General features: G+C 38.7%; 15 protein-coding genes. 3 read left to right on the top strand and 12 right to left on the bottom strand.

Features of this window, described 5'->3' with window-relative positions; all coding sequences use genetic code 11:
- Positions 1 to 80: 80 nt before the first annotated feature.
- The 6 genes from flgE to B2X33_RS05350 form a co-directional block, all read right to left on the bottom strand.
- Positions 81 to 1,472: a flagellar hook protein FlgE gene (flgE, locus tag B2X33_RS05325; protein WP_296668154.1), complete on the bottom strand. Its 1,392-nt coding sequence runs from the start codon at positions 1,470 to 1,472 to the stop codon at positions 81 to 83.
- Positions 1,473 to 1,552: 80 nt separating this feature from the next.
- Entirely contained in the window at positions 1,553 to 1,993 is a 441-nt protein-coding gene (gene flgD / locus B2X33_RS05330) for a flagellar hook assembly protein FlgD (RefSeq protein WP_296019942.1), read from the bottom strand.
- 87 nt (positions 1,994 to 2,080) lie between these two features.
- Entirely contained in the window at positions 2,081 to 3,451 is a 1,371-nt protein-coding gene (locus B2X33_RS05335; protein WP_296668156.1) for a flagellar hook-length control protein FliK, read from the bottom strand.
- Between the two features lie 74 nt (positions 3,452 to 3,525).
- Positions 3,526 to 4,155 (bottom strand): periplasmic-type flagellar collar protein FlbB, encoded by a 630-nt coding sequence (locus tag B2X33_RS05340; protein ID WP_296019947.1) that lies wholly within the window; start codon positions 4,153 to 4,155, stop codon positions 3,526 to 3,528.
- A 137-nt stretch (positions 4,156 to 4,292) separates the two neighbouring features.
- Entirely contained in the window at positions 4,293 to 7,052 is a 2,760-nt protein-coding gene (locus B2X33_RS05345) for a hypothetical protein (protein ID WP_296668158.1), read from the bottom strand.
- A gap of 22 nt (positions 7,053 to 7,074) precedes the next feature.
- Positions 7,075 to 8,307 (bottom strand): hexokinase family protein, encoded by a 1,233-nt coding sequence (locus B2X33_RS05350; protein WP_296668181.1) that lies wholly within the window; start codon positions 8,305 to 8,307, stop codon positions 7,075 to 7,077.
- 321 nt (positions 8,308 to 8,628) lie between these two features.
- Here B2X33_RS05350 and B2X33_RS05355 point away from each other — a divergent pair, with 321 nt between their 5' ends.
- The 3 genes from B2X33_RS05355 to B2X33_RS05365 all read left to right on the top strand — a co-directional run bounded on the left by B2X33_RS05355 (position 8,629) and on the right by B2X33_RS05365 (position 12,897).
- A complete protein-coding gene (locus B2X33_RS05355) occupies positions 8,629 to 10,725 on the top strand; it encodes an ATP-dependent helicase (protein ID WP_296019953.1) in 2,097 nt (698 codons plus the stop codon).
- 98 nt (positions 10,726 to 10,823) lie between these two features.
- Positions 10,824 to 11,423, top strand: a complete 600-nt coding sequence (locus tag B2X33_RS05360; protein WP_296668160.1) for a pre-peptidase C-terminal domain-containing protein — start codon at positions 10,824 to 10,826, stop codon at positions 11,421 to 11,423.
- Positions 11,424 to 11,550: 127 nt separating this feature from the next.
- The gene (locus B2X33_RS05365) at positions 11,551 to 12,897 is read left to right on the top strand and encodes a uracil-xanthine permease family protein (RefSeq protein ID WP_296668162.1); all 1,347 of its coding nucleotides are present in this window, start codon (positions 11,551 to 11,553) and stop codon (positions 12,895 to 12,897) included.
- A 41-nt stretch (positions 12,898 to 12,938) separates the two neighbouring features.
- On the opposite strand, the gene B2X33_RS05370 is transcribed toward B2X33_RS05365, so the two are convergent.
- The 6 genes from B2X33_RS05370 to B2X33_RS05395 all read right to left on the bottom strand — a co-directional run bounded on the left by B2X33_RS05370 (position 12,939) and on the right by B2X33_RS05395 (position 18,217).
- Complete coding sequence (locus tag B2X33_RS05370; protein ID WP_296668163.1) at positions 12,939 to 13,505, bottom strand: GNAT family N-acetyltransferase; 567 nt, start codon at positions 13,503 to 13,505, stop codon at positions 12,939 to 12,941.
- Between the two features lies 1 nt (position 13,506).
- Positions 13,507 to 14,052 carry an adenine phosphoribosyltransferase gene (locus B2X33_RS05375; RefSeq protein WP_296668173.1) on the bottom strand — a complete coding sequence of 182 codons (546 nt, stop codon included), beginning with the start codon at positions 14,050 to 14,052 and terminating at the stop codon, positions 13,507 to 13,509.
- Positions 14,053 to 14,063: 11 nt separating this feature from the next.
- Positions 14,064 to 14,963 (bottom strand): prephenate dehydrogenase, encoded by a 900-nt coding sequence (locus B2X33_RS05380; RefSeq protein WP_296019965.1) that lies wholly within the window; start codon positions 14,961 to 14,963, stop codon positions 14,064 to 14,066.
- A 50-nt stretch (positions 14,964 to 15,013) separates the two neighbouring features.
- Positions 15,014 to 16,054: a tRNA (adenosine(37)-N6)-threonylcarbamoyltransferase complex transferase subunit TsaD gene (gene tsaD / locus B2X33_RS05385; protein ID WP_296668175.1), complete on the bottom strand. Its 1,041-nt coding sequence runs from the start codon at positions 16,052 to 16,054 to the stop codon at positions 15,014 to 15,016.
- Positions 16,055 to 16,099: 45 nt separating this feature from the next.
- Positions 16,100 to 17,332: a divergent polysaccharide deacetylase family protein gene (locus tag B2X33_RS05390; RefSeq protein ID WP_296668177.1), complete on the bottom strand. Its 1,233-nt coding sequence runs from the start codon at positions 17,330 to 17,332 to the stop codon at positions 16,100 to 16,102.
- A gap of 63 nt (positions 17,333 to 17,395) precedes the next feature.
- Positions 17,396 to 18,217: a sigma-70 family RNA polymerase sigma factor gene (locus B2X33_RS05395; RefSeq protein WP_296668178.1), complete on the bottom strand. Its 822-nt coding sequence runs from the start codon at positions 18,215 to 18,217 to the stop codon at positions 17,396 to 17,398.
- Positions 18,218 to 18,647: the final 430 nt, after the last annotated feature.

An 18,647-nucleotide genomic window follows, 5' to 3' on the forward strand; every position in this document is an offset into this window, starting at 1 on the left:
CCGCCTGCATAAAAAAAAGGCTGTCCTAAAAGCTATAAAACTTCATCAAGGACAGCCCTATGATTTTTAATTATTTATTGCTAGCGTTTAAGAGAAAGAACTGTTTCGAGCAAGGTATCAGCAGTCTGAATAGTTTTTGCATTTGACTGGAAGCCACGCTGTGTAACAATCATATCGGTAAACTGTTCTGAAAGGTCTACGTTTGACATTTCGAGCGCCCCAGCAAGAAGACTGCCTTTTCCGGCAATTCCCGAAATACCGATGTTAGCAAGACCTGAGTTATTACTTTCTACATAAGTATTTTCACCAGCTTTTTCAAGTCCATTCTGATTTGAAAAAGTTGCCAATGCAAGCTGTCCTATTGTGCGGCTAGAACCGTTTGAATAAACTCCTGTAATAATTCCTGACGAATCGATTTTGAAGTTTTCAAGATAACCCATCGTGTAGCCGTCCTGAAAGAAAGCCTTTGTTGATGAAGGAGAAGCGCTCTGCGTAATGGTATTTTTCTGGCTGCCAATTGTTCCGAGATTAATATCCATTGTCTGACGGTATGGAGTTCCATCTTCGTTTGGATTTGCTCCAGGTACAGTGTAACTTGCCTGAAGGATTACTTCGCCCGTAGGATTTGTAAGATTTCCAGCTTCGTCTGTTACTGACTGGAGAGTTCCAGTATTATCGAAATTTACAAGAAAAGTATTGCCAACTCCGTCTGTTGTTCCAAGTCCAACGCGAGTCTGAGTAAAGTCGGCATTATTTGCATCAACATTCACTTCTGCACGCCATTGATTTGGCACTCCAGGAACGCGGGTAAGATTAATTGTAAGAAGGTGTGTATTTCCGAAACTGTCATAAACTTTTTCTTCGATTGACCAAGTTCCCTTTGCAATGTCAGCCGCATTAGCTCCTTCCTGAATTTCTGGCGTATTTTTGTTAAGGTTGCAAGCATATTTTACAGAAGCGGTTGCCTTTGCAGGATCTTTTGAGCCTACAGGAATTACAAGGTCTTCCGGTGTGGCAGATGTCTGGAGAACCATTTCGCCGTTAATCTCGCGGGCCATATATCCCTGTACTTTAAAACCGTTTGCCGGATTTACGAGAGTTCCATCGCTGTCGAGAGAAAAAGCTCCGGCACGAGTGTAGTATGATTTTTCACCGTTTTTTTCGAGAAAGAAGCCGTTTCCCTGAATGGCAAGGTCTGTTGCAATTCCTGTTGACTGAAGATTTCCCTGTGTAAATACAGTGTCGATTGAAGCAACTGTCATTCCAAGACCGACCTCCTTAGGATTTACACCGCCCTTTTCTTCTGTCGGTTTTGCAGCTCCAGCCATCTGCTGGCTTATCATGTCCTGAAAATTAACACGGCCGCGTTTAAAACCTGTTGTGTTTACGTTGGAAACGTTGTTACCGATTACATCCATTCTCGTCTGGTGGTTCTGAAGGCCAGAAACGCCCGAATAAAGTGATCTCATCATATATCTACCCTCGTTCAATGTACCGTCAAAGGTTGGTACAGTTATTTAATTTTTTTATTGTGCAACCGTAAAAACTGGCATTAAATGCCGTAAATTGCTTTTATCTTATCCATGCTATAATACATGCCGTTTACAAGAACCTGCGGCTGACTTCCTCTTGTTGCCGCCTCAACCTGACCTTTTACCGCAACATCGCCCGCTTCAACCTCAACTGTTTTTCCGAGCATTGACTGGGCTTCGCTGGAATTGATAAGTCCTGCCATTTTTTCAAAGCCCTGGCTCATATTCGTCATCTGTTCCAAAGAACTAAATTGCGCCATCTGAGCAATAAAGTCTGTATTTTCAAGAGGATTTGTCGGATCCTGATTTGAAAGCTGAGCAATCAGAATCTTCAAAAAATCATCTTTTCCTAATTCGTTACTGGTTTTACGACCGTTTACAGTCAAAGTTTTGTTAAATGAATCAACTGCATTTTGAATCTGAAACTTTTCTGTCGCATTCATTGTTGTTGTAAAACTCATTTTTTTCTCCCAGCTTTCTGCAAGCATTTATAAAATTTTTCGGCAAAATTTTTCTTCAGTTTAGTTTTTTGTAAAAATCAGCAGCAATTATGCAACAATATTCACAGCATAACTGTTATTCTCAACGTAGCGGGCAACTTTCTCATCAGCAAGTGCCCCTCCGTCCGCTGTATATTCTGAATAAACCCGGTTTGCAAAAAACTGCGACTGTCCGTTTTGTGAATTTTGTTCGTGATTTTGCGCAAACTGACCGCCCTGGTTTGCAAAATTCAAGTTGAATTCTCCGGTTTCAAAGCCACTGCCGGCAAAAGCATTTTTAAGAGCGGCAATACTGTCTTTTACAGCATTATAAGCTTCCTGCGAGTGAACAGTTATCGAAGCCGAAACTGTTTTGTCCGAAAGATTTAAGGCGATTTTTACATTTCCGAGTTTTTCCGGATGCATTACAAGATTTATGCTTCCGGTATTATTGTCGCGCAAAACGATATTTCCTGCCTTTACAAAATCCGGCGCATTTGCCTGAATTGCATTTGAAAGCATATTTTGAAAAGTTGACCCGTTTGCAGCGGCGCTCTGAGTGTCAGAAGCAGTTATGTTCTGATTTACAGAATTCGAAAAATCCATTGTAATCTGAACGGTATTTTCGTTCTGCTTTTTATAAGCAAGATTAAAATCCTTGCGTTCTTTTGTTTTTTCAACCTGAATTTCAGCGGATTTTGAATCGATTTTTTCTGTCCGCAAATCAGTCACCTGAATTTTTGCAGATTTTTTTGTCTGTTTTAAGTTTTCTTTGTTTTCATCAGAAAGTTGTGAATTATTTTTAGAAAATTTCAATTCTTCGTTCAAAACAACCGTTTCACCCTGAATTTCTGAAAGATTTTCCGCGTTTTTAAGAAACATTTCAGGATCTTTTAAGGCAAGATTCTGCGCTTTTTCCAAAAGTTCCTCGTCGCTTGCTTGTCCCGGAATAAATTCAATGGCACTGTCGATAAGTTCCGCAAAATCCTCGGAAGACATTTCTTCAATTTCGTCTGTTTCTGAAATATTTTTTACAACAGGAGTTTTCAGCCATTTGAATTGCTTCTGAGAAATTTGATTTTTTTCAGTTTTTTCAAATTCAAGAGAATCTTTGAGCGAAAGATTTTTTAGCTCGTCAGTTAAATCTATTTTTTCGGCAGGAATTTCTTCTGGTTGAGAATTTTTTAGCAAAGCCAGAACTGCATTTTCTGCATTTTTGTTTTCTGACGAAGATTTTTCAGATTTTTCGAGTTTTTCGTCTTTTTCAGAATCAGAATCCGCCCTCAAACCTAAGCTTTTTTCTTTTGAAGTTTCTTTGATTTTGCTCTGCTGAGAATGAACCATTTCTAAAAACGATTCGCCTTCTCCAGAAAATTTTTGGGCAGAGATTTGCTTTGTCTGAATTTGAGGCACAAAAGAATCAAGTTGAATGCCCTGCATAATCAGAACCTCCGGTCGTAAATCAAACACCTAAAAAAGTTCCGATTTTTGCCTTTTTAGATAAAAAGGCAGGCTCAGTCGAGTTTTTCCGGCTTGCTCGCCATTTTTCGCTGAATTATAGCAGCTCTTTCCGAAGGCATATTCATAAGCCATACAGAAGTCATAGAGACAGTGTTTGAAGCTAACGCCTGGGCATCTGTTTTTCGGAAAATGTCGATTATATCCTGATCGTCCATTCCGAGAAGCTGCTCAACTGCCGTTTTTGGCGGCATATTCTGCAAATAGGTCGAAATTTGTTCGATGTTTGTATTTCTATCATCGTACTTTTTGACCTCATTGTTGAATGTTTTTTCTCTTTCTTCTTGAGATTTTTGCCTGTCTTCCAGTTCGCGCGCAATCGCCTCGTTTGCGGTTTCTGAGCGTGCAATGTCCGATTCTCTTTTGTCGAGTTCCTGACTGCGAATTTCGAGGGCTTCAAGCCTTTTTGCAAGCCTGTCGTCTTCTAAATTTGCCTGCAACGGCTTTGATGAAGTCGCAGAAACAGAAGTCTGAGGCTGAAGTCCAAAAAGTTTATAAACCGGAGCAAAAATAGACTTTGCCTTGATTATTCCAAGATAATCAAACCACAAAAGTCCGCCAAGAATAATTGCCAAAATTAAAAAAAGCAATGCTATTGACTTTCCGACTCCACGACTTCTTGCCATTTTCCCCGCCCAAAATCACTTATTTTTGATTTTTTAATTCTTTTTAAAATATAAAAATGCCGCTGCCCAATAAAATAAATTCAATTCGCATATTTTTTGGCAGACAATCCAATGCTTTAAGTTTAACTTATTTTTTATTACCACGCAATATTTGAAAAAACCGCATAAAAACCGGCTTTCCATTTTGAATTTTTATCTGTTCTCAACAAATAATTTATGTAAGCGCCGAGAGTAAAATTACTTGAAGATGAAGCAAAATAACTCGTATTTGGAGCAAAAGTAATTTCTCCGGAAAAACCCAGACTGTCCGAAAAATCTTCGTATTTTAGGTTTTCTGCAATCTTAAAGGTGCGTTTTACAGCAAAAAACTCTTCCGGTTCATATTTTACATTTGCGGAATATGACATTTTTAAGGCAAAATGCTGGACATAAACCGAAACTGCCGGAATTCCTTTTTGAATTTCATGCGAAAAAAGCTCAATGCAAGCATCCCCGGAAGCAAAATATTTTTTAGAAGGAAAAATTGCGGCTTTCAGCTTAACAGGAAGAAAAAACGGAACAAAAATTTGAGTTTCCGTCCCGCAATTCAAATATTTTTCATTTTCATCATAAATTTTTCCAAAACAATCAAAATCGTACGAAATTGCAGTTTTCTCAAAATCGACAAAGGGCTTAAAATAAAATCCAGTTTTTTGAGAATGTTTAGGACCAAAACTTCGGACAGTCGAAAAATTCAGGAATATTTTTCCGTCAACTGAATTTCCAGTGCGCCGATATTCATCAGTTTCTGTTTTTCCGTCAACCAGAATTTTTCCTTCAGAAGATGTTTTTTCAGTTCCAGAAACCCAGGTAAAACTAAGTCCAGACGAAAAAATTGAATAAAATCCCTGCCAAAAAACCTTTGTGACAGCCGAATTTAAATATGAATTCTTAAATCCAGAAGAATCAAAACAAACATCTCCGCAGAAAGCATAATTAAAACAGTCATTTCCCCCTGAAATTGAACCTTCAAGGGCAAAATGCTGCAAAAGCAAATCAAAACCTGCCGACAAAACCGTAATTTTATCTGTCCACGGAGTCGAAGTTATAAAAGTTGCGCCCCAAATAAAGTCATCGTCAATTTCAAAATCGTGATTATAAGTTTTTGCTGTTCCAACAGGAAGAAAAGCGCCGTTAAAAAAATATTTTGCCGGACTGTATTTTGTTTTCTCAAACTTTTCTTCTGTCAAAAAATTTTCACGGCTTTCCGGTTCAAAAGCTTCTGTTTTTTCAGAAAAATCCGACTTTTCAAAAAAAATGTTTTGCTCAGGAAGTATTTTACTCTCAACCGGAACAAATTCCTGCCAGTCATTTTTGTCAATTTTTACAAAGTGCAGCGGATTTGAATCGTATTCTTCGTTTATGACTAAAAAACCGTCTTTGCAAGGCACAGCCTCGATAAAAAACACAGCGCTGTCTTTTGAAAGCAACTCAATTCTTGCATTCAATGTATTTTTATCAATAAAAATTTTTCCAAGCCGTGCAAGGCTCTGGCTTTCCATTTTTGCCCAGACAAAGACAAAACTTAGAACGCAGTTTTCTTCCTTTTCAAAATGAACGTTGTGAATAATTCTATCGCCGAACGTCCATTCAGCCTTTCTTCCTTTTTGATCCTCGTACAAAAGGCTCCAGGAAAGACCGTTTTTTACAGGAATCAGACCGTGCGTTTTTTCAAAATTTTCGCGGCTGTGCTCAATTTTCTGTTTTTTTTTGGACTTTAGATCATATTCAAAATCTTCTACTTTTATGTTTGAACTGCCGGCAAGCCTGTTTACAAAAATTTTCGTTCCGTCATCTGAAAAACGCAATTTTTGAACATTTTTTGCAGTAAAAAGTTTTTTTGAATCAAGATAAACCGTGTTTGAAAAAAAATCGAACCAGACAGTTTTCCACTCGCCGGTTTGTCCGTCAAAAAAAGAATCCAGCGTTTTTACAAGAGATTTTTTTCCGCCTTTAAAAAAAACTGAATTTTCCGCAGAAATAAATTCATTGTAATCGTCAAAGTCGATTTTTGGAACCCAAAGGTTTTCGTAAAAATCGTTCCAGGCTTCGTCAAGTTTTAATCCAAAAGTTTTATAAAAAATGCCGGCGCAAAAAGAAAAATCGGTTTTGCTTCCAGCGTTTTTCCAAAACTGCGCATATTTTTCTTTTCCGTATTTTTGAATCAAATATCTGGCAAAATGAGAGCCAAAAATATACGCATCGTTTCCGTACGGAAAAATATCCCTTGCTCCGCTAACATCGCGCCACGAAGGGAATTTTTTTTTGCCCGAGAGAGATTTTAGTTTTGCCGCAGCAATTTTTTGAGTAAAGAACGGATCGTTCAGCCTTCCGCCTTTTTTCTGGCTTTCAAAAGCAACTGCCGCTCCTTCAAACCAAAAAGAAGTAAGTGAAATTCCTGCCGGAGTAAAAAAATCCGCAAAAACCGACATCCCCCGCCAAAACGGAGATTTGGAATTGAGCGAAACTGCATGAACCAATTCATGATAAAACATTGCCTCTACGCTTTTTTCGTTCATATCAAGCTCGTAATCCATTTCTGTGTCATAAAGAACAATCTGATTGTACGGCGCCATCGAAAAATAGGCATTTACCGCCTCAACCTGGTCAGTTATCGAAACAGGAAATCTCTGGTAAGGCTCGTAACCAAAGTCTGAAGCGATTTCCTCATAATACGAATCGCAGACAGCGGCAATTTTTTGAGCAGTTTGCATACAACTGTCAGGAAAAATAATATCAAAATACCGCGTCTGTATTTCATTCAAACCGCCCTTTGTTCCGCTCATGCATCCGCCACGGGCAAAGACAGAAAAACAAGAAACAAAAACACAAACTAAAGCAAAAAAAAGTCTTTTCATTTTTCGATTTTGCAGACAAGCCTTAAATCAAAGCGGCAACCGCAGTTCCTAAAGTAATATCATTCTCAACACAAACTGTTTTATAAGAAATTCCGCATTTTTTGTATGCATAATCAAAAAGATATTTTTCTGTCCGCTCCTTAAGTCTATGAGTTTTGTAAAAAGTTGTTCCGTTGCAGACGATACATACTTTTTTTGCAGGAGAATTTCCTTCAATTTTACCTTTTTCTGTCGCAATAAGGTTTGCAGCCAAAATCGAAGCCGCATAATGCGCGCATCTGTCTACAGCGGAATCCAAAAGCTTAAAGGCAAGTTTTCTGTCTTTTTCTGTAAAACAGCATTTTTCGACAGGATTTTCGTTTTTTTCCTGCAATTTTTCATCAAAGCCGTTCAAAAAATTATCCGCGTCAATTGTAGAAAGCAAAGCCAGTTTTTTTAAATTTTCAGCCGCTTTTTTAGAAAAAAGATTTTCATTCGCCGCAAATTTCAAAAAAGAAAGGCAGGTGTTTCCCAAATATGCGCCGCTGCAACATTTTTCCAAAGGAAACTGAACAGGAATCGCAGTTCTTTTGTCTGCATCAATGTCAAAATCGCTGAGCTTAAAACTGTTGCATTTTCCGCTTTCGCAGACAATAATCTGACTCTGCCCTTTTTCGTCCCAGATATTTCCTTCAGGAGCAACAAAGGCCGCGTTCATTCCGGTCCCAAGAATAAAGCCGATGTAAGAACCAGCATTCTTCTCCTTTACCTTTCCGGCAAGAAGAGCGCCGACAGTGTCGTTTATTACAGAAATTTTGCTGACTTTCCAGCCGCGTTTTTCAAGTTCATCTTTAAGGCATTTTCCGACAGGACAGCCAAGAACGCTCCTCGCCTTAAACTCTTTGCTAAAGGCATTTGGAATTGCGTCGTGCTCCGGAGTCATATCAAGCGAATATGAAAAACAAAAACCGATTTTCTCAGCCTTGCCTTTCAAATATTCAATTCTGTCAGCAATCGCGCTAAAAAATTCATCCTTAGAATATTCTTTTTCGGTCGCTGGCATAAAACTTTTCTTGAAGTCCGAAATTTCCGCATTTCCAGAACCGTCAAAACTGACAAGACAACTTCTAAAATTTGTTCCGCCGGCATCAATCACAATAACCTTCTCATTTTCGGGATTTTTCGAAGGCGGAAGCATCCATGTCCGGCTCATATCCATTCCGCGGTTTTCGGATTTTGGACGCCTCATATCTGTCAAAATCTCATCAACAATCATCTTTGACACAAAATTATGTCTTTTAAAAAAAAGCTTTAATTTAAAATCAGTAAGCATAAGCCAATTATAAACCCAAAATAATTTTTTACAAAACGGATTTAAAATACCCCTTATTTATTTCAAGGCAAAAATCAAAAAAATAAGGAGCGCATGCCACCATCTTATCCGGCTAACCGCCCTTTCGCTTACGCTCCATTGCTCCGCAACTTTGGGGCTAATATCCGGGCTAAGATTTTCTGTCAATAAAATTCAACTTTCCGTCTGATAAAAAACTTTAGGCAATACCCAAAAATCAAAAAAAATACTAAACTTCATATTCCTATGGCTACAGATTTATCAGACCTCAAAAACGAATTAAACCCGGAACAATACGAAGCCGTAATGACTATAAACGGCCCAATTTTGATTATTGCCGGAGCAGGTTCAGGAAAAACCCGCGTAATCACCTTTAGAATCGCCCATATGCTCGATTCCGGAGTTCCTCAAAGCCAGATTCTTGCGCTCACCTTTACAAACAAGGCCGCAAAAGAAATGGTTGAACGTATCAAGGAACTTACCGGAAAAAAGCTTCCCCTTCTTACGATTTCGACATTTCACGCATTCGGAGTAAAAGTTTTAAGGCAGGACATTTCAAAACTCGGCTGGCGCGAAAATTTTTCAATTTATGACGAAACAGACCGCAATGCGCTCATAAAAGAAACTGGCCGGGAACTGCGCTATTCGCCCGAAGCTCTCGACATTTACAAAATCGGAATTTTAATTTCGGACATAAAAACCGGGCGCAAACAGTGGAACGCGGAAAACGAAATGTACCGCGAACTATACGAGGGCTACCAGGAAGGTCTAAAGCTCTACAATGCCGTTGATTTTGACGACTTGATTGTTCTTCCAATCCGCCTTTTTAAGGAATTTCCAGAAATTCTTGCAAGCTACAAACAGCGCTACAAATACATAATGGTAGACGAATTCCAGGACACGAGTCACCAGCAGTACGAAATGATGCATCTTCTTGCAGACCGGAACGTTGCGGTCGTTGGAGATGACGATCAGAGCATTTATTCATGGCGAGGAGCAGACTACCAAAACATAGTCAATTTTGAAAAAGACTTTCCTGCTGTAAAAGAAATCCGCCTCGAGCAAAATTACCGCTCGACAGGAACAATTCTTGCGGCGGCAAACGGAGTAATCAAGCACAACACAAACCGAAAGGACAAGCAGCTCTGGTCTGGAAAAGGAGAAGGCAAGCCGATTGAAGTTTATAGTCCGGACAACGAAACAGCCGAAGCAGACTTTGTTGTAGAAACAATTCAGGCGATTTCTGCCGAAGAAAAACGCAAATATGACGATTTTTGCGTCTTATTGAGGGCAAACACTCAGTCGCGCGCAATTGAAGAAGCCTTTTTGCAGGAAAACATTCCTTATACGATGAGCGGCGGAACTTCATTCTTTCAACGAAAAGAAATAAAAGACATAATCTCGTATCTCCGCGTAATTTCCAACCACGACGACGATGTGAATCTTTTAAGGATTATAAATGCGCCAAGACGGGGAATCGGACGGGCGACAATTGAAAAATTAAATCAAATTGCAAAAAATTTGAGCTGCTCGCTTTACGAAGCCATAAAATCTCTTCTTGAAGTTCCGGAAGACGAAGCAGACCTTTTTATGCAAACCTCTCCGTCAAAATACGGAATAGACGATGGACTTGATTTTTCTGAGGGAACTAAAGATTCTCTCAAGGACTTTATAGATATTATAGATTCAAACAAAAGCATGCTAGGCGGACACGGACTTTCAAAAAAAGTGCGCAAAATGGTCGAAGACATCCACTATTTTGACTATCTTATTTCAGAAAATCCAAAATCAGAAAAAGCAGCCAGATTCAAGTTTCTAAATATCGAGTCCTTAATCAATTCAATCGAAATGTGGGAAAACAACCCGGAAACTCAAGATCCGACTCTTTACAATTATTTAAACAGAATCACGCTTTTGTCGCGCGACGACATGGACGACGAAGAGGATCACGGAAAAGTCAACCTTATGACGATTCACGCTTCAAAAGGACTTGAATTTCCGGTCGTTTTTATAATCGGCTGCGAAGAAGGACTTATTCCCCACGGACGCGCAGTTGACGAAGGCGGAAATGCGGCCGTCGAAGAAGAAAGAAGGCTTTTTTATGTTGCAATTACGCGTGCGAGAGACAAACTTTACATTTCATCATGCTTAAAGCGAAGGCACATGCAGTCTGTCGTTGAATGTACACCTAGCCGTTTTCTTGAAGAAATTCCTTCAAGCCTTGTAAAATACTATGAACCTCCAGCGCCAGTTGATGATAAAACCGCCGATGAGTTTTTCGCGCAGATGAAAAAAAGATTCTCTGCACCGATTGTACCAGGCTTTAACAATCTGCAACGTTAAAAAACGGTAAAATATCGTAATTTTACAAAATAAAGACAGGAAAAATTGTTAAAGGAAGATTAGAATATAAATATCTCAATTAAGGAGGAGATATAAAAATGAAATTAGTTACAAAAGTAACAACAGCTATCGCAGCACTTGCAGCAGTTGCAATGCTCGCATCTTGTGGATCTACATCAGGAGCTTCTTCAGAGGCTTCAGCTCCAGCAGCTGTACCAGCAGCCTCAGGAAACGCTTCTGTATGGGAATGGAAATCTATTCCACTTTCAGATATTGGTACAAACGATACAGTAATCGATGATCGTTTCATTCTTGACCCAGTTTCTAATCCATTGGACGCAGAATTTGCCGCAGTTGCAGGAAAAGCAAAATTCAAGACTGAAGACCTTGGAACAGCTATCTACCTTCAGAACAAAGCAGCTTCTAATAAAGACAATATCAAAGATGTTTTCCAGGCTGCATTCGAAGTAGTTGTAAAAGCTCCTGCAAAAGTTACATTGACAATCTCTGGAAACGGCGATGCTACTCCAGCCCGTGTATTTGGCGTATTTGATCCAAGCGGTGCTATGATTGCTTCTGTAGACAATCTCGGTCAGGATGCAAAATCAGAACTCGTATTCGATGCAGCAGCAGCTGGTGCTTACACAATCAAAGCTTCTGGTACACGTATCTACGGTGTAAAAGTTGAATCTAAATAAGTTTAATATGTAAACTTACCGAAAGACCGGGTTTATTAAAACCTGGTCTTTTTTTTTAATAAAATTAGATGATGTTGAAAAAAATATTTACATCAACCTTATTTTTTAAATTTTTTGGAGAAAAAAAATGGAATTGATTTATGGAATCAAGGACAGACCAAGCTTAGGAAAAGTAATCCTTTTTGCGCTTCAGCAGCTGCTTGCAATAATGGCGGCGACAATCGCAGTTCCTGCAATCGTTGGAAACGGACTTAGCGCCTCTGCGGCCCTTTTCGGCGCCGGAGTCGGAACGTTTGTTTACCTTCTGTTCACAAAAAGCTCAAGTCCTGTATTTTTGGGAAGTTCATTCGCTTTTATCGGCTCAATGTTCAGCGCTTTTGGCGGAGCTGCTTCTGTTACAGTCGGTTATTGGGGACTTATTATCGGTGCTGTAATGGCAGGTCTGGTTTATGTAATTATCGCAATAATCGTAAAATGCTGCGGTGTAAAATGGATTGACCGGCTTATGCCACCGGTAATCATCGGTCCAACAGTTTCCATAATCGGTCTAAGCCTTTCTGCGAATGCTGTCAGCGACCTTATGAAAACTTCGGTCGAAGGCGGAAGCACATACGTTGCGCTAATCTGCGGACTTATTACACTCGCCGTTACAATGATATGTTCATCTTACGGTAAAAAAATCGGCCGTCTTATTCCTTTTATCATAGGAATTCTTGCAGGCTACCTTGCAGCATCAATTTTTGCACTTATCGGCTATACAACTTCAAACCCGGCACTTACCGTAATAAATTACCATGCTTTGCTTGAAGTAAAGAGTTTTTTTGCAATTCCTAAATTTACTTTTATAGCAGGAGGAATTGAAGGCTTAAAAGGAATAACTCCAACTTACCTTCTTACAATTTTTGCAGCCTACGTTCCAGTTGCGTTTGTTGTCTTTGCAGAACATCTTGCAGACCACAAAAACCTTTCTGCAATAATTGGCGTAGATCTTCTTAAAACGCCTGGACTTACACGAACTCTTTTAGGAGATGGAATTGGAACAATCGTTTCTACGGCATTTGGCGGCTGTCCTAACACAACTTACGGCGAGTCAATCGGCTGTGTTGCAATCACCCGCAACGCTTCAACAGTTTCTATCTGGGGCTGCGCAATTTTGTGTATTCTCTTTTCTCTTATAAGTCCGCTTGTTGCATTCCTCGAGACAATTCCAAACTGCGTAATGGGCGGTGTTTGTGTTGCTCTTTACGGTTTTATTGCAGTTTCCGGATTTAAAATGTTCCAGAAAGTCGACCTGAACATAAACAAAAATCTTTTTGTAGCTTCGGTAATCTTTATTACAGGTGTCGGCGGAATGGTCGTAAAAATCGGAGCCGTAGAAATTCGTACGGTTGCATGCGCCCTTATTTTAGGAATTTTAACAAATATCCTTCTCGGAGGAAATAAAAATCCTAAAAAAGACGAATCTGAAAACTAATTTGTTTTTACAAAACCGCACAATGTCAAATCTGTGCGGTTTTATTTTTTCAGCACCTTGCAAAAAGCAATCCGTTCAAAATCCTGCACAATTCCATCGTCAGTTTCTACATCGTCATAGTAATAGCAGTGTCCGCAGTAAACATATCCGTTTTTTTCGACTAAATGCCGCATAGGAAGATTATTGCGATGAGTATCAATTTTTATGCATTTTACGCCGGGCTGATTTTCACACCAGCTAAAAATAAACGAAGCAACCCCTTTTACCTTCATTCCGGACGCGACAGAGTGAATGCACCAATAATCTTCTGTGTTTTCCGGCCACTTTCCGTCTTTTAAGTCGTCATAGGAAGGCTCTTTTTCGTGCATGAACAAAAATGTGCCTGCGACTTCCTCAGTGTTATTTTCGTTTTTATAACAGCAGACAAATTGAATTTTTTTATTGATATTTGACTCAATATTTTCTTTGTAGGGACGGTCATTTCCCCACTGAGTAGAATTTCCATTCGCCTTCATAAAATCCCGCGCTGACTGATAGATTCTTTGAATAGAATCTAAATCTGACAATTCTGCAGTGCGGATATAAAATTCAATCTGTTGTTTTTGCATTTTATGCCCCGTAATAATTTATAAGTGTCGTTACAGGAGTCGGCGACAAAACTTTTTCATAATTCAAATCTGGAAGACCGATTACGCCTGCAATTTCCGCAACTGCCGCTCCAGCCATTGCAAAAAGTTTTTTAGCAGCATCTAAGGTTCCGCCGGTTGCAATCAAATCATCAATCAAAAGAATGCGGTCAGAAGTTTTTACATCGCTTTTATGAATTTCGATTTCTGCAGAACCGTATTCAAGGTCATAAGACTGACGGTAAACTTCGCCTGGAAGCTTTCCTTTTTTGCGAATTAAAATAAGCGGAATTGAAAGTCTGTCAGCAAGAGGAGCAGCGAACAAAAATCCACGGCTTTCTGCTCCTGCAATGGCCGTGATTTCGCCTTTTTCTACAAGCGGACGATATTTTTCTTCAAAAAAATCAAGGCAAAACTTAAATGCCTGCGGATTTGTAAAAATACTTGTCACATCATAAAAAAGAATTCCAGGTTTAGGAAAATCTGGAACACGACGGATTGCACGGTCTAAAACTGAATTGTCTTTCATAAAAAAATCCTCTATTTTTTTGCTACGGTTCTGATTGAACCCATTTTTATTCTTTTTTCGCGGCTCTCTTCCATCAATTTCATAAGGCTGTCTTTGTCATCATTTTTTATTGCATTCTTGAATTTGTTTATTTGATTTTCAAAATTTTCAATATGCCCGACAAGTTTTTCTTTATTTGAAATAAAAAGTTCAGTCCAAAGAGGAGCGTTTATCATGGCAATTCTCGTTAAATCTTCAAAACTTCCTCCTCCAAAAGCTGTAATTTGCTCGTCTTTTGCGCTGTCAACAAGAGAACATGCAATTACGTGGCAAAGCTGGCTTGTAAAACCGATTTTGTAATCGTGAATATCGCAAGTCGTTTCTGTAATCCGGGTAAAACCGATTTCTGAAATAAAATTCCGCATTGTTTCAAGATTTTCAGACTTGTTTTCAGTAAGCGGACACAAAATATAATTATGATTTATGAACATTTTTGCAGTCGAATTGACATAGCCTTCTTTTTCGCCGCCAGCCATCGGATGACCGATTATAAAATCAACGTCAGGACGCAAAATTTCTGGAAGAGATTTTTCAAAGATGCCTTTTACACCAGAAATATCAGTAACGATTGCACCGCTCTTAAAAAATTTTTTGTTTTGCTCCAAAAAATCAATCGTCGCATGCGGATAAAGACAGACATAAACAAAATCACACTCAGGAAGCATTTTTTCGTATTCGTTTGAAGTAAACGCTTTGTCGGCAACTCCTTCGTTTAAAGCCTGAGTAAGACAGGAAGTGCTTCTGTTGCAAACATAAATTTTTCCTGTTGAACCGCTTTGACACAAAATATTTTCACGGATTGCTTTTGCAATTGATCCGCCCATTATTCCCAAACCGACAATTCCGTATGTCAAATCTTTTAAATTCCGCATTTTTTCCTCTTTTTGGTGTTTTTTGTATCGTTTTACTGAACGTTATTCCTCTAACGTCTTCCAAAAAATTCCAGGTTCTTTAATCCGCGCTTAAATTGCGGAATTCTGGCGCTCGCAGTCGTATCAATCGGGCTTGTGTCGCCGCGTTTTAAGAAATGATACGCAACTCCAGCAATCATCGCTCCGTTGTCGCCACAAAGTTTTAACGGTGGAAATATGCAGTTTAAATCGGTGCGTTCTGCAAGCATTGAGCGCAATCTTGAATTTGCGGCGACTCCGCCTCCGGCAACGACAGTTTTTATTCCGGTGTCGTCAACAGCACGCAAAAGCCGCGAAACAATCGTCTTGCAGGCAGTTTCCTGAAAAGCGGCGCAGATATTTTCGTTTGTTTTTTCATATCCAGGCTTTAAAAATAAATCCGCCTGATGAATTACTGCTGTTTTTAGTCCGCTAAACGAAACGTCATAACGGTGGTCGTCGCCCTTATCAAGTTTTGGAACAGGAAAACTAAACGCCTTAGGCTCCCCTTTCTGCGCAAGACGGTCGATAATCACTCCGCCAGGATAGCCAAGCCCATAAAATTTTGAAACCTTGTCAAAGGCTTCGCCAATCGAATCGTCAATCGTAGTTCCTAAAACTTCAAGATCATCGAAACCATTCACCTTAGCAATAATCGAATGTCCGCCGCTAACCAAAAGTCCAATATAAGGATACGGAATATCGTTTACAAGATGAGCAGCATACATATGTCCGAGCATGTGGTTTATAGCAATAAAAGGTTTATTTGTTGCCCAGGCAAGAGTTTTTCCAAAAGTAAGGCCAACCAAAAGAGCGCCCATAAGACCAGGACGATTTGTCGAAGCAATGGCATCAATATCGTCCAAGATTAAATCCGCTTCTTTTAAAGCCTGTTTTACAACCGGCAAAATCCACTCTGCGTGCTTGCGGCTTGCAATTTCCGGCACAACGCCCTTATAAATCTGGTGAAAAGGAATTTGAGTAGCCACAACGTTGCTCAAGATTGTTTTTCCGTCTTCAACGACGGCACAAGCTGTTTCATCACAAGAACTTTCAATTCCAAGAACCTTCATTTATTTCTCCAAATAATAGCAAAATACCAATTCTTCACGTTAATTTTAACGAAGCGTTGAAGGAGTTGCAAACCTATAGCCTGCTTTTAGCAGATAAGGATACATCTGTTCAAGAAGTTTTGGCAAAATTTCTGCGCTTTTATCTACGTGAGCAATCACAATCGCGCTGCCATTTTTGTTTGCCGCTTCCAAAGATTTGTATATTTCTTTGAGCATAGCCTCGCGCGAAACGATATTGTCGATATAAGGTCCGGATTTTTCAAAAATCGTCATATCGCGCTCAAGGGCAGCCTGAGGAGCCTTTGTATTTGCAGTCGTTCTGCTGTCCAAAAAATAAATTTTATTTTCAAGGCAAACATCTAAAACAGCCCCGATTCTCAAAACATCTTCTGTAACTTCGCTTCCTTCGTGGTTATTCAAGCCTTTTACACCGGGTCCGATTTCCGCCAGATTTTCATTTATGATTGAACTGATTTGAGAAAAACTCATGTCAACGCTGATTTTTCCAGGTCCCGGGTCAAGATTATGGTTTAAAGACTGCATCGGCTGGTGCAAAATAAGTTCCTTTCCAGAAGAACGGACAATGTATGCGCAATCTTTTGAATGCAAAAGTTTCGGCAAAACGGCAATTGTAAGCGGAAATGGCAGCGAGGCGTATCTTTTTGTATACTCTGCGTTCATTCCTGCATCGTCAATTACAAAAACCAAAGTCGCTCCATTTTGCGCCGGAGGAATTAAAAACGGCAAATCCTGTTTTTTTTCTGTGCTTTGAATCTGCTCATTTTTTTTAGATTTTTCAAGATTTTCTACAGTTTTGCTTTTATTTTCGATTCCAGGCTTCGTTTTTTGAATATTTTTATTTTCCGTTTGAATTTTATTTGTATTTTCTATAGATTTTACAGGATTTTTTTTAGAATCCGCATTTTGCTTTTGAGAAGTTTTATTTACGTTTTTAGAATTTTCGTCTTTTTTGGCAAAACCGGGAGATTTCTTTAACTCTTTTGAATCAGAAACTTCCTTCTTTTTTTGATTTTTGTTTAACTCACTTAAATTTTGCGGCCTTTGTTCTGTTTTTTTTTCGTTTTTTGCAATTTCCGCAACATTTTTTGATTTTGCGCTTTGAGACAAAACATTTACAGCAATGCAAACACAGCAAATCAAAAAAATAATTCCGCACAAAAGCGTCACTTTGTTTTTGTCGAGTTTAACTTTTTTAACTTTTCTGCGGCGCACAGAAGTTTTTTTTGAATGTGAATTTGAGTTTTTTTGAGTTTTCATTGGAACAAAGATGAATTTATATCTTTGTTCATAATAAGCAATTTTTCTGTCTTATGGAATACTTCAGGCAAAACTGAATTCATTCAACGAGCCTGCATATTTTTTCATTTTCTTTATAGCCCTCAATTCCATCTGCCGGACAGTTTCTGCGCTCACTCCCAAATCCGCGCTTAATTCGCGCAAAGTCGGAACATGCAGGTCGTTTTTAAAATTATATCTTCCATAAATAACCTTGCGCTCAAAATCAGGAAGAGAGTCAACCATCTTTTTAATCTGATTTTTTTCATGGACACGCAGATATTCAATTTCAGGATTGTAACTGTTATCCACGATTAAATCTCCAATCGTCACATTTCCATCTTCAGAGGCTTCAATGTCAATGCTTGTAATTGTATAAGAATACGAAAGAGCTGACTCTATCTCTTCAGGAGTTGCTCCGCAGATTTCGGCAAGTTCTGGAACAGAAAGCTCGCGATTTGAATTCTGCTTGTATTCGTTTTTTGCAGCAACAACCTTACGTAAAAGTTCTTCTTTTCGATGAGGAAGAGCAATCATTGAAGTTTTGTTATAAACATAGCGAAGCATATACTGCAAAATCCAGCTGTATGCGTAAGTCGAAAATCTTGTATTAAAAGAATAATGATACTTCGAAGCCGCCGCCATAAGTCCCAAATTTCCTTCCTGAATCAAATCCATTATCGAATTTTTTGAAGTGCATAAAAATTTTCTAGCAATGCTTATAACGAGCCTTAAATTTGAATTTACAAGTTGATTTACAGCCTGCGCGCTTCCTTTTTCAATCTGTTCAGAAAGTTTTTTCTCCTGCTCTGCATTTAAAAGAGGATATTTCCCTATCTGTTTTATATACGTTTCAAGAATTTCCATTTTTGCCTCTTTTTCCACTTTTTTGCTGAAAAGTGAAAAACCGTTTTGTATAAAATTACCGTCCTTTCATATAAAGCAAGAATTGTGCCAACTTTTATTTTCACCTCCAAAATAAAGGTCATTTTTATATTTATCTGTACTACAAGCAATTATTTTGTTTTTTATTTATCACTCTTATAACGCAAAAAATCGAAATGTCCATTTTTTTTATAAAAAATTTAACAAGCGTTCATTTTTTTGTACAGTTTTCAAAACTGTACACTTTTTTATACTGCTGAAAATTAGCATTTTTTTTATAAATTTTTATCTAAAACAGAAAAAAATGATTTATAATTAAAGAGATTTTTAGATTGTAATAAAAAATTAAAAAAGATAAGATAAAAATAGCCGAAAACGGCATCTGTTTTATCTTTAAAAGTTTGCGTTGCAA

The sequence above is a fragment of the Treponema sp. UBA785 genome, from assembly GCF_002297065.1.
Classification (GTDB): domain Bacteria; phylum Spirochaetota; class Spirochaetia; order Treponematales; family Treponemataceae; genus Treponema_D.

Excerpts from the sequence above, each read along its gene's own strand:
- flgE (WP_296668154.1), bottom strand. The coding sequence starts at position 1,472 with ATGATGAGATCACTTTATTCGGGCGTTTCTGGCCTTCAGAACCACCAG.
- flgD (WP_296019942.1), bottom strand. The coding sequence starts at position 1,993 with ATGAGTTTTACAACAACAATGAATGCGACAGAAAAGTTTCAGATTCAA.
- B2X33_RS05335 (WP_296668156.1), bottom strand. The coding sequence starts at position 3,451 with ATGCAGGGCATTCAACTTGATTCTTTTGTGCCTCAAATTCAGACAAAG.
- B2X33_RS05340 (WP_296019947.1), bottom strand. The coding sequence starts at position 4,155 with ATGGCAAGAAGTCGTGGAGTCGGAAAGTCAATAGCATTGCTTTTTTTA.
- B2X33_RS05345 (WP_296668158.1), bottom strand. The coding sequence starts at position 7,052 with ATGAAAAGACTTTTTTTTGCTTTAGTTTGTGTTTTTGTTTCTTGTTTT.
- B2X33_RS05350 (WP_296668181.1), bottom strand. The coding sequence starts at position 8,307 with ATGATTGTTGATGAGATTTTGACAGATATGAGGCGTCCAAAATCCGAA.
- B2X33_RS05355 (WP_296019953.1), top strand. The coding sequence starts at position 8,629 with ATGGCTACAGATTTATCAGACCTCAAAAACGAATTAAACCCGGAACAA.
- B2X33_RS05360 (WP_296668160.1), top strand. The coding sequence starts at position 10,824 with ATGAAATTAGTTACAAAAGTAACAACAGCTATCGCAGCACTTGCAGCA.
- B2X33_RS05365 (WP_296668162.1), top strand. The coding sequence starts at position 11,551 with ATGGAATTGATTTATGGAATCAAGGACAGACCAAGCTTAGGAAAAGTA.
- B2X33_RS05370 (WP_296668163.1), bottom strand. The coding sequence starts at position 13,505 with ATGCAAAAACAACAGATTGAATTTTATATCCGCACTGCAGAATTGTCA.
- B2X33_RS05375 (WP_296668173.1), bottom strand. The coding sequence starts at position 14,052 with ATGAAAGACAATTCAGTTTTAGACCGTGCAATCCGTCGTGTTCCAGAT.
- B2X33_RS05380 (WP_296019965.1), bottom strand. The coding sequence starts at position 14,963 with ATGCGGAATTTAAAAGATTTGACATACGGAATTGTCGGTTTGGGAATA.
- tsaD (WP_296668175.1), bottom strand. The coding sequence starts at position 16,054 with ATGAAGGTTCTTGGAATTGAAAGTTCTTGTGATGAAACAGCTTGTGCC.
- B2X33_RS05390 (WP_296668177.1), bottom strand. The coding sequence starts at position 17,332 with ATGAAAACTCAAAAAAACTCAAATTCACATTCAAAAAAAACTTCTGTG.
- B2X33_RS05395 (WP_296668178.1), bottom strand. The coding sequence starts at position 18,217 with ATGGAAATTCTTGAAACGTATATAAAACAGATAGGGAAATATCCTCTT.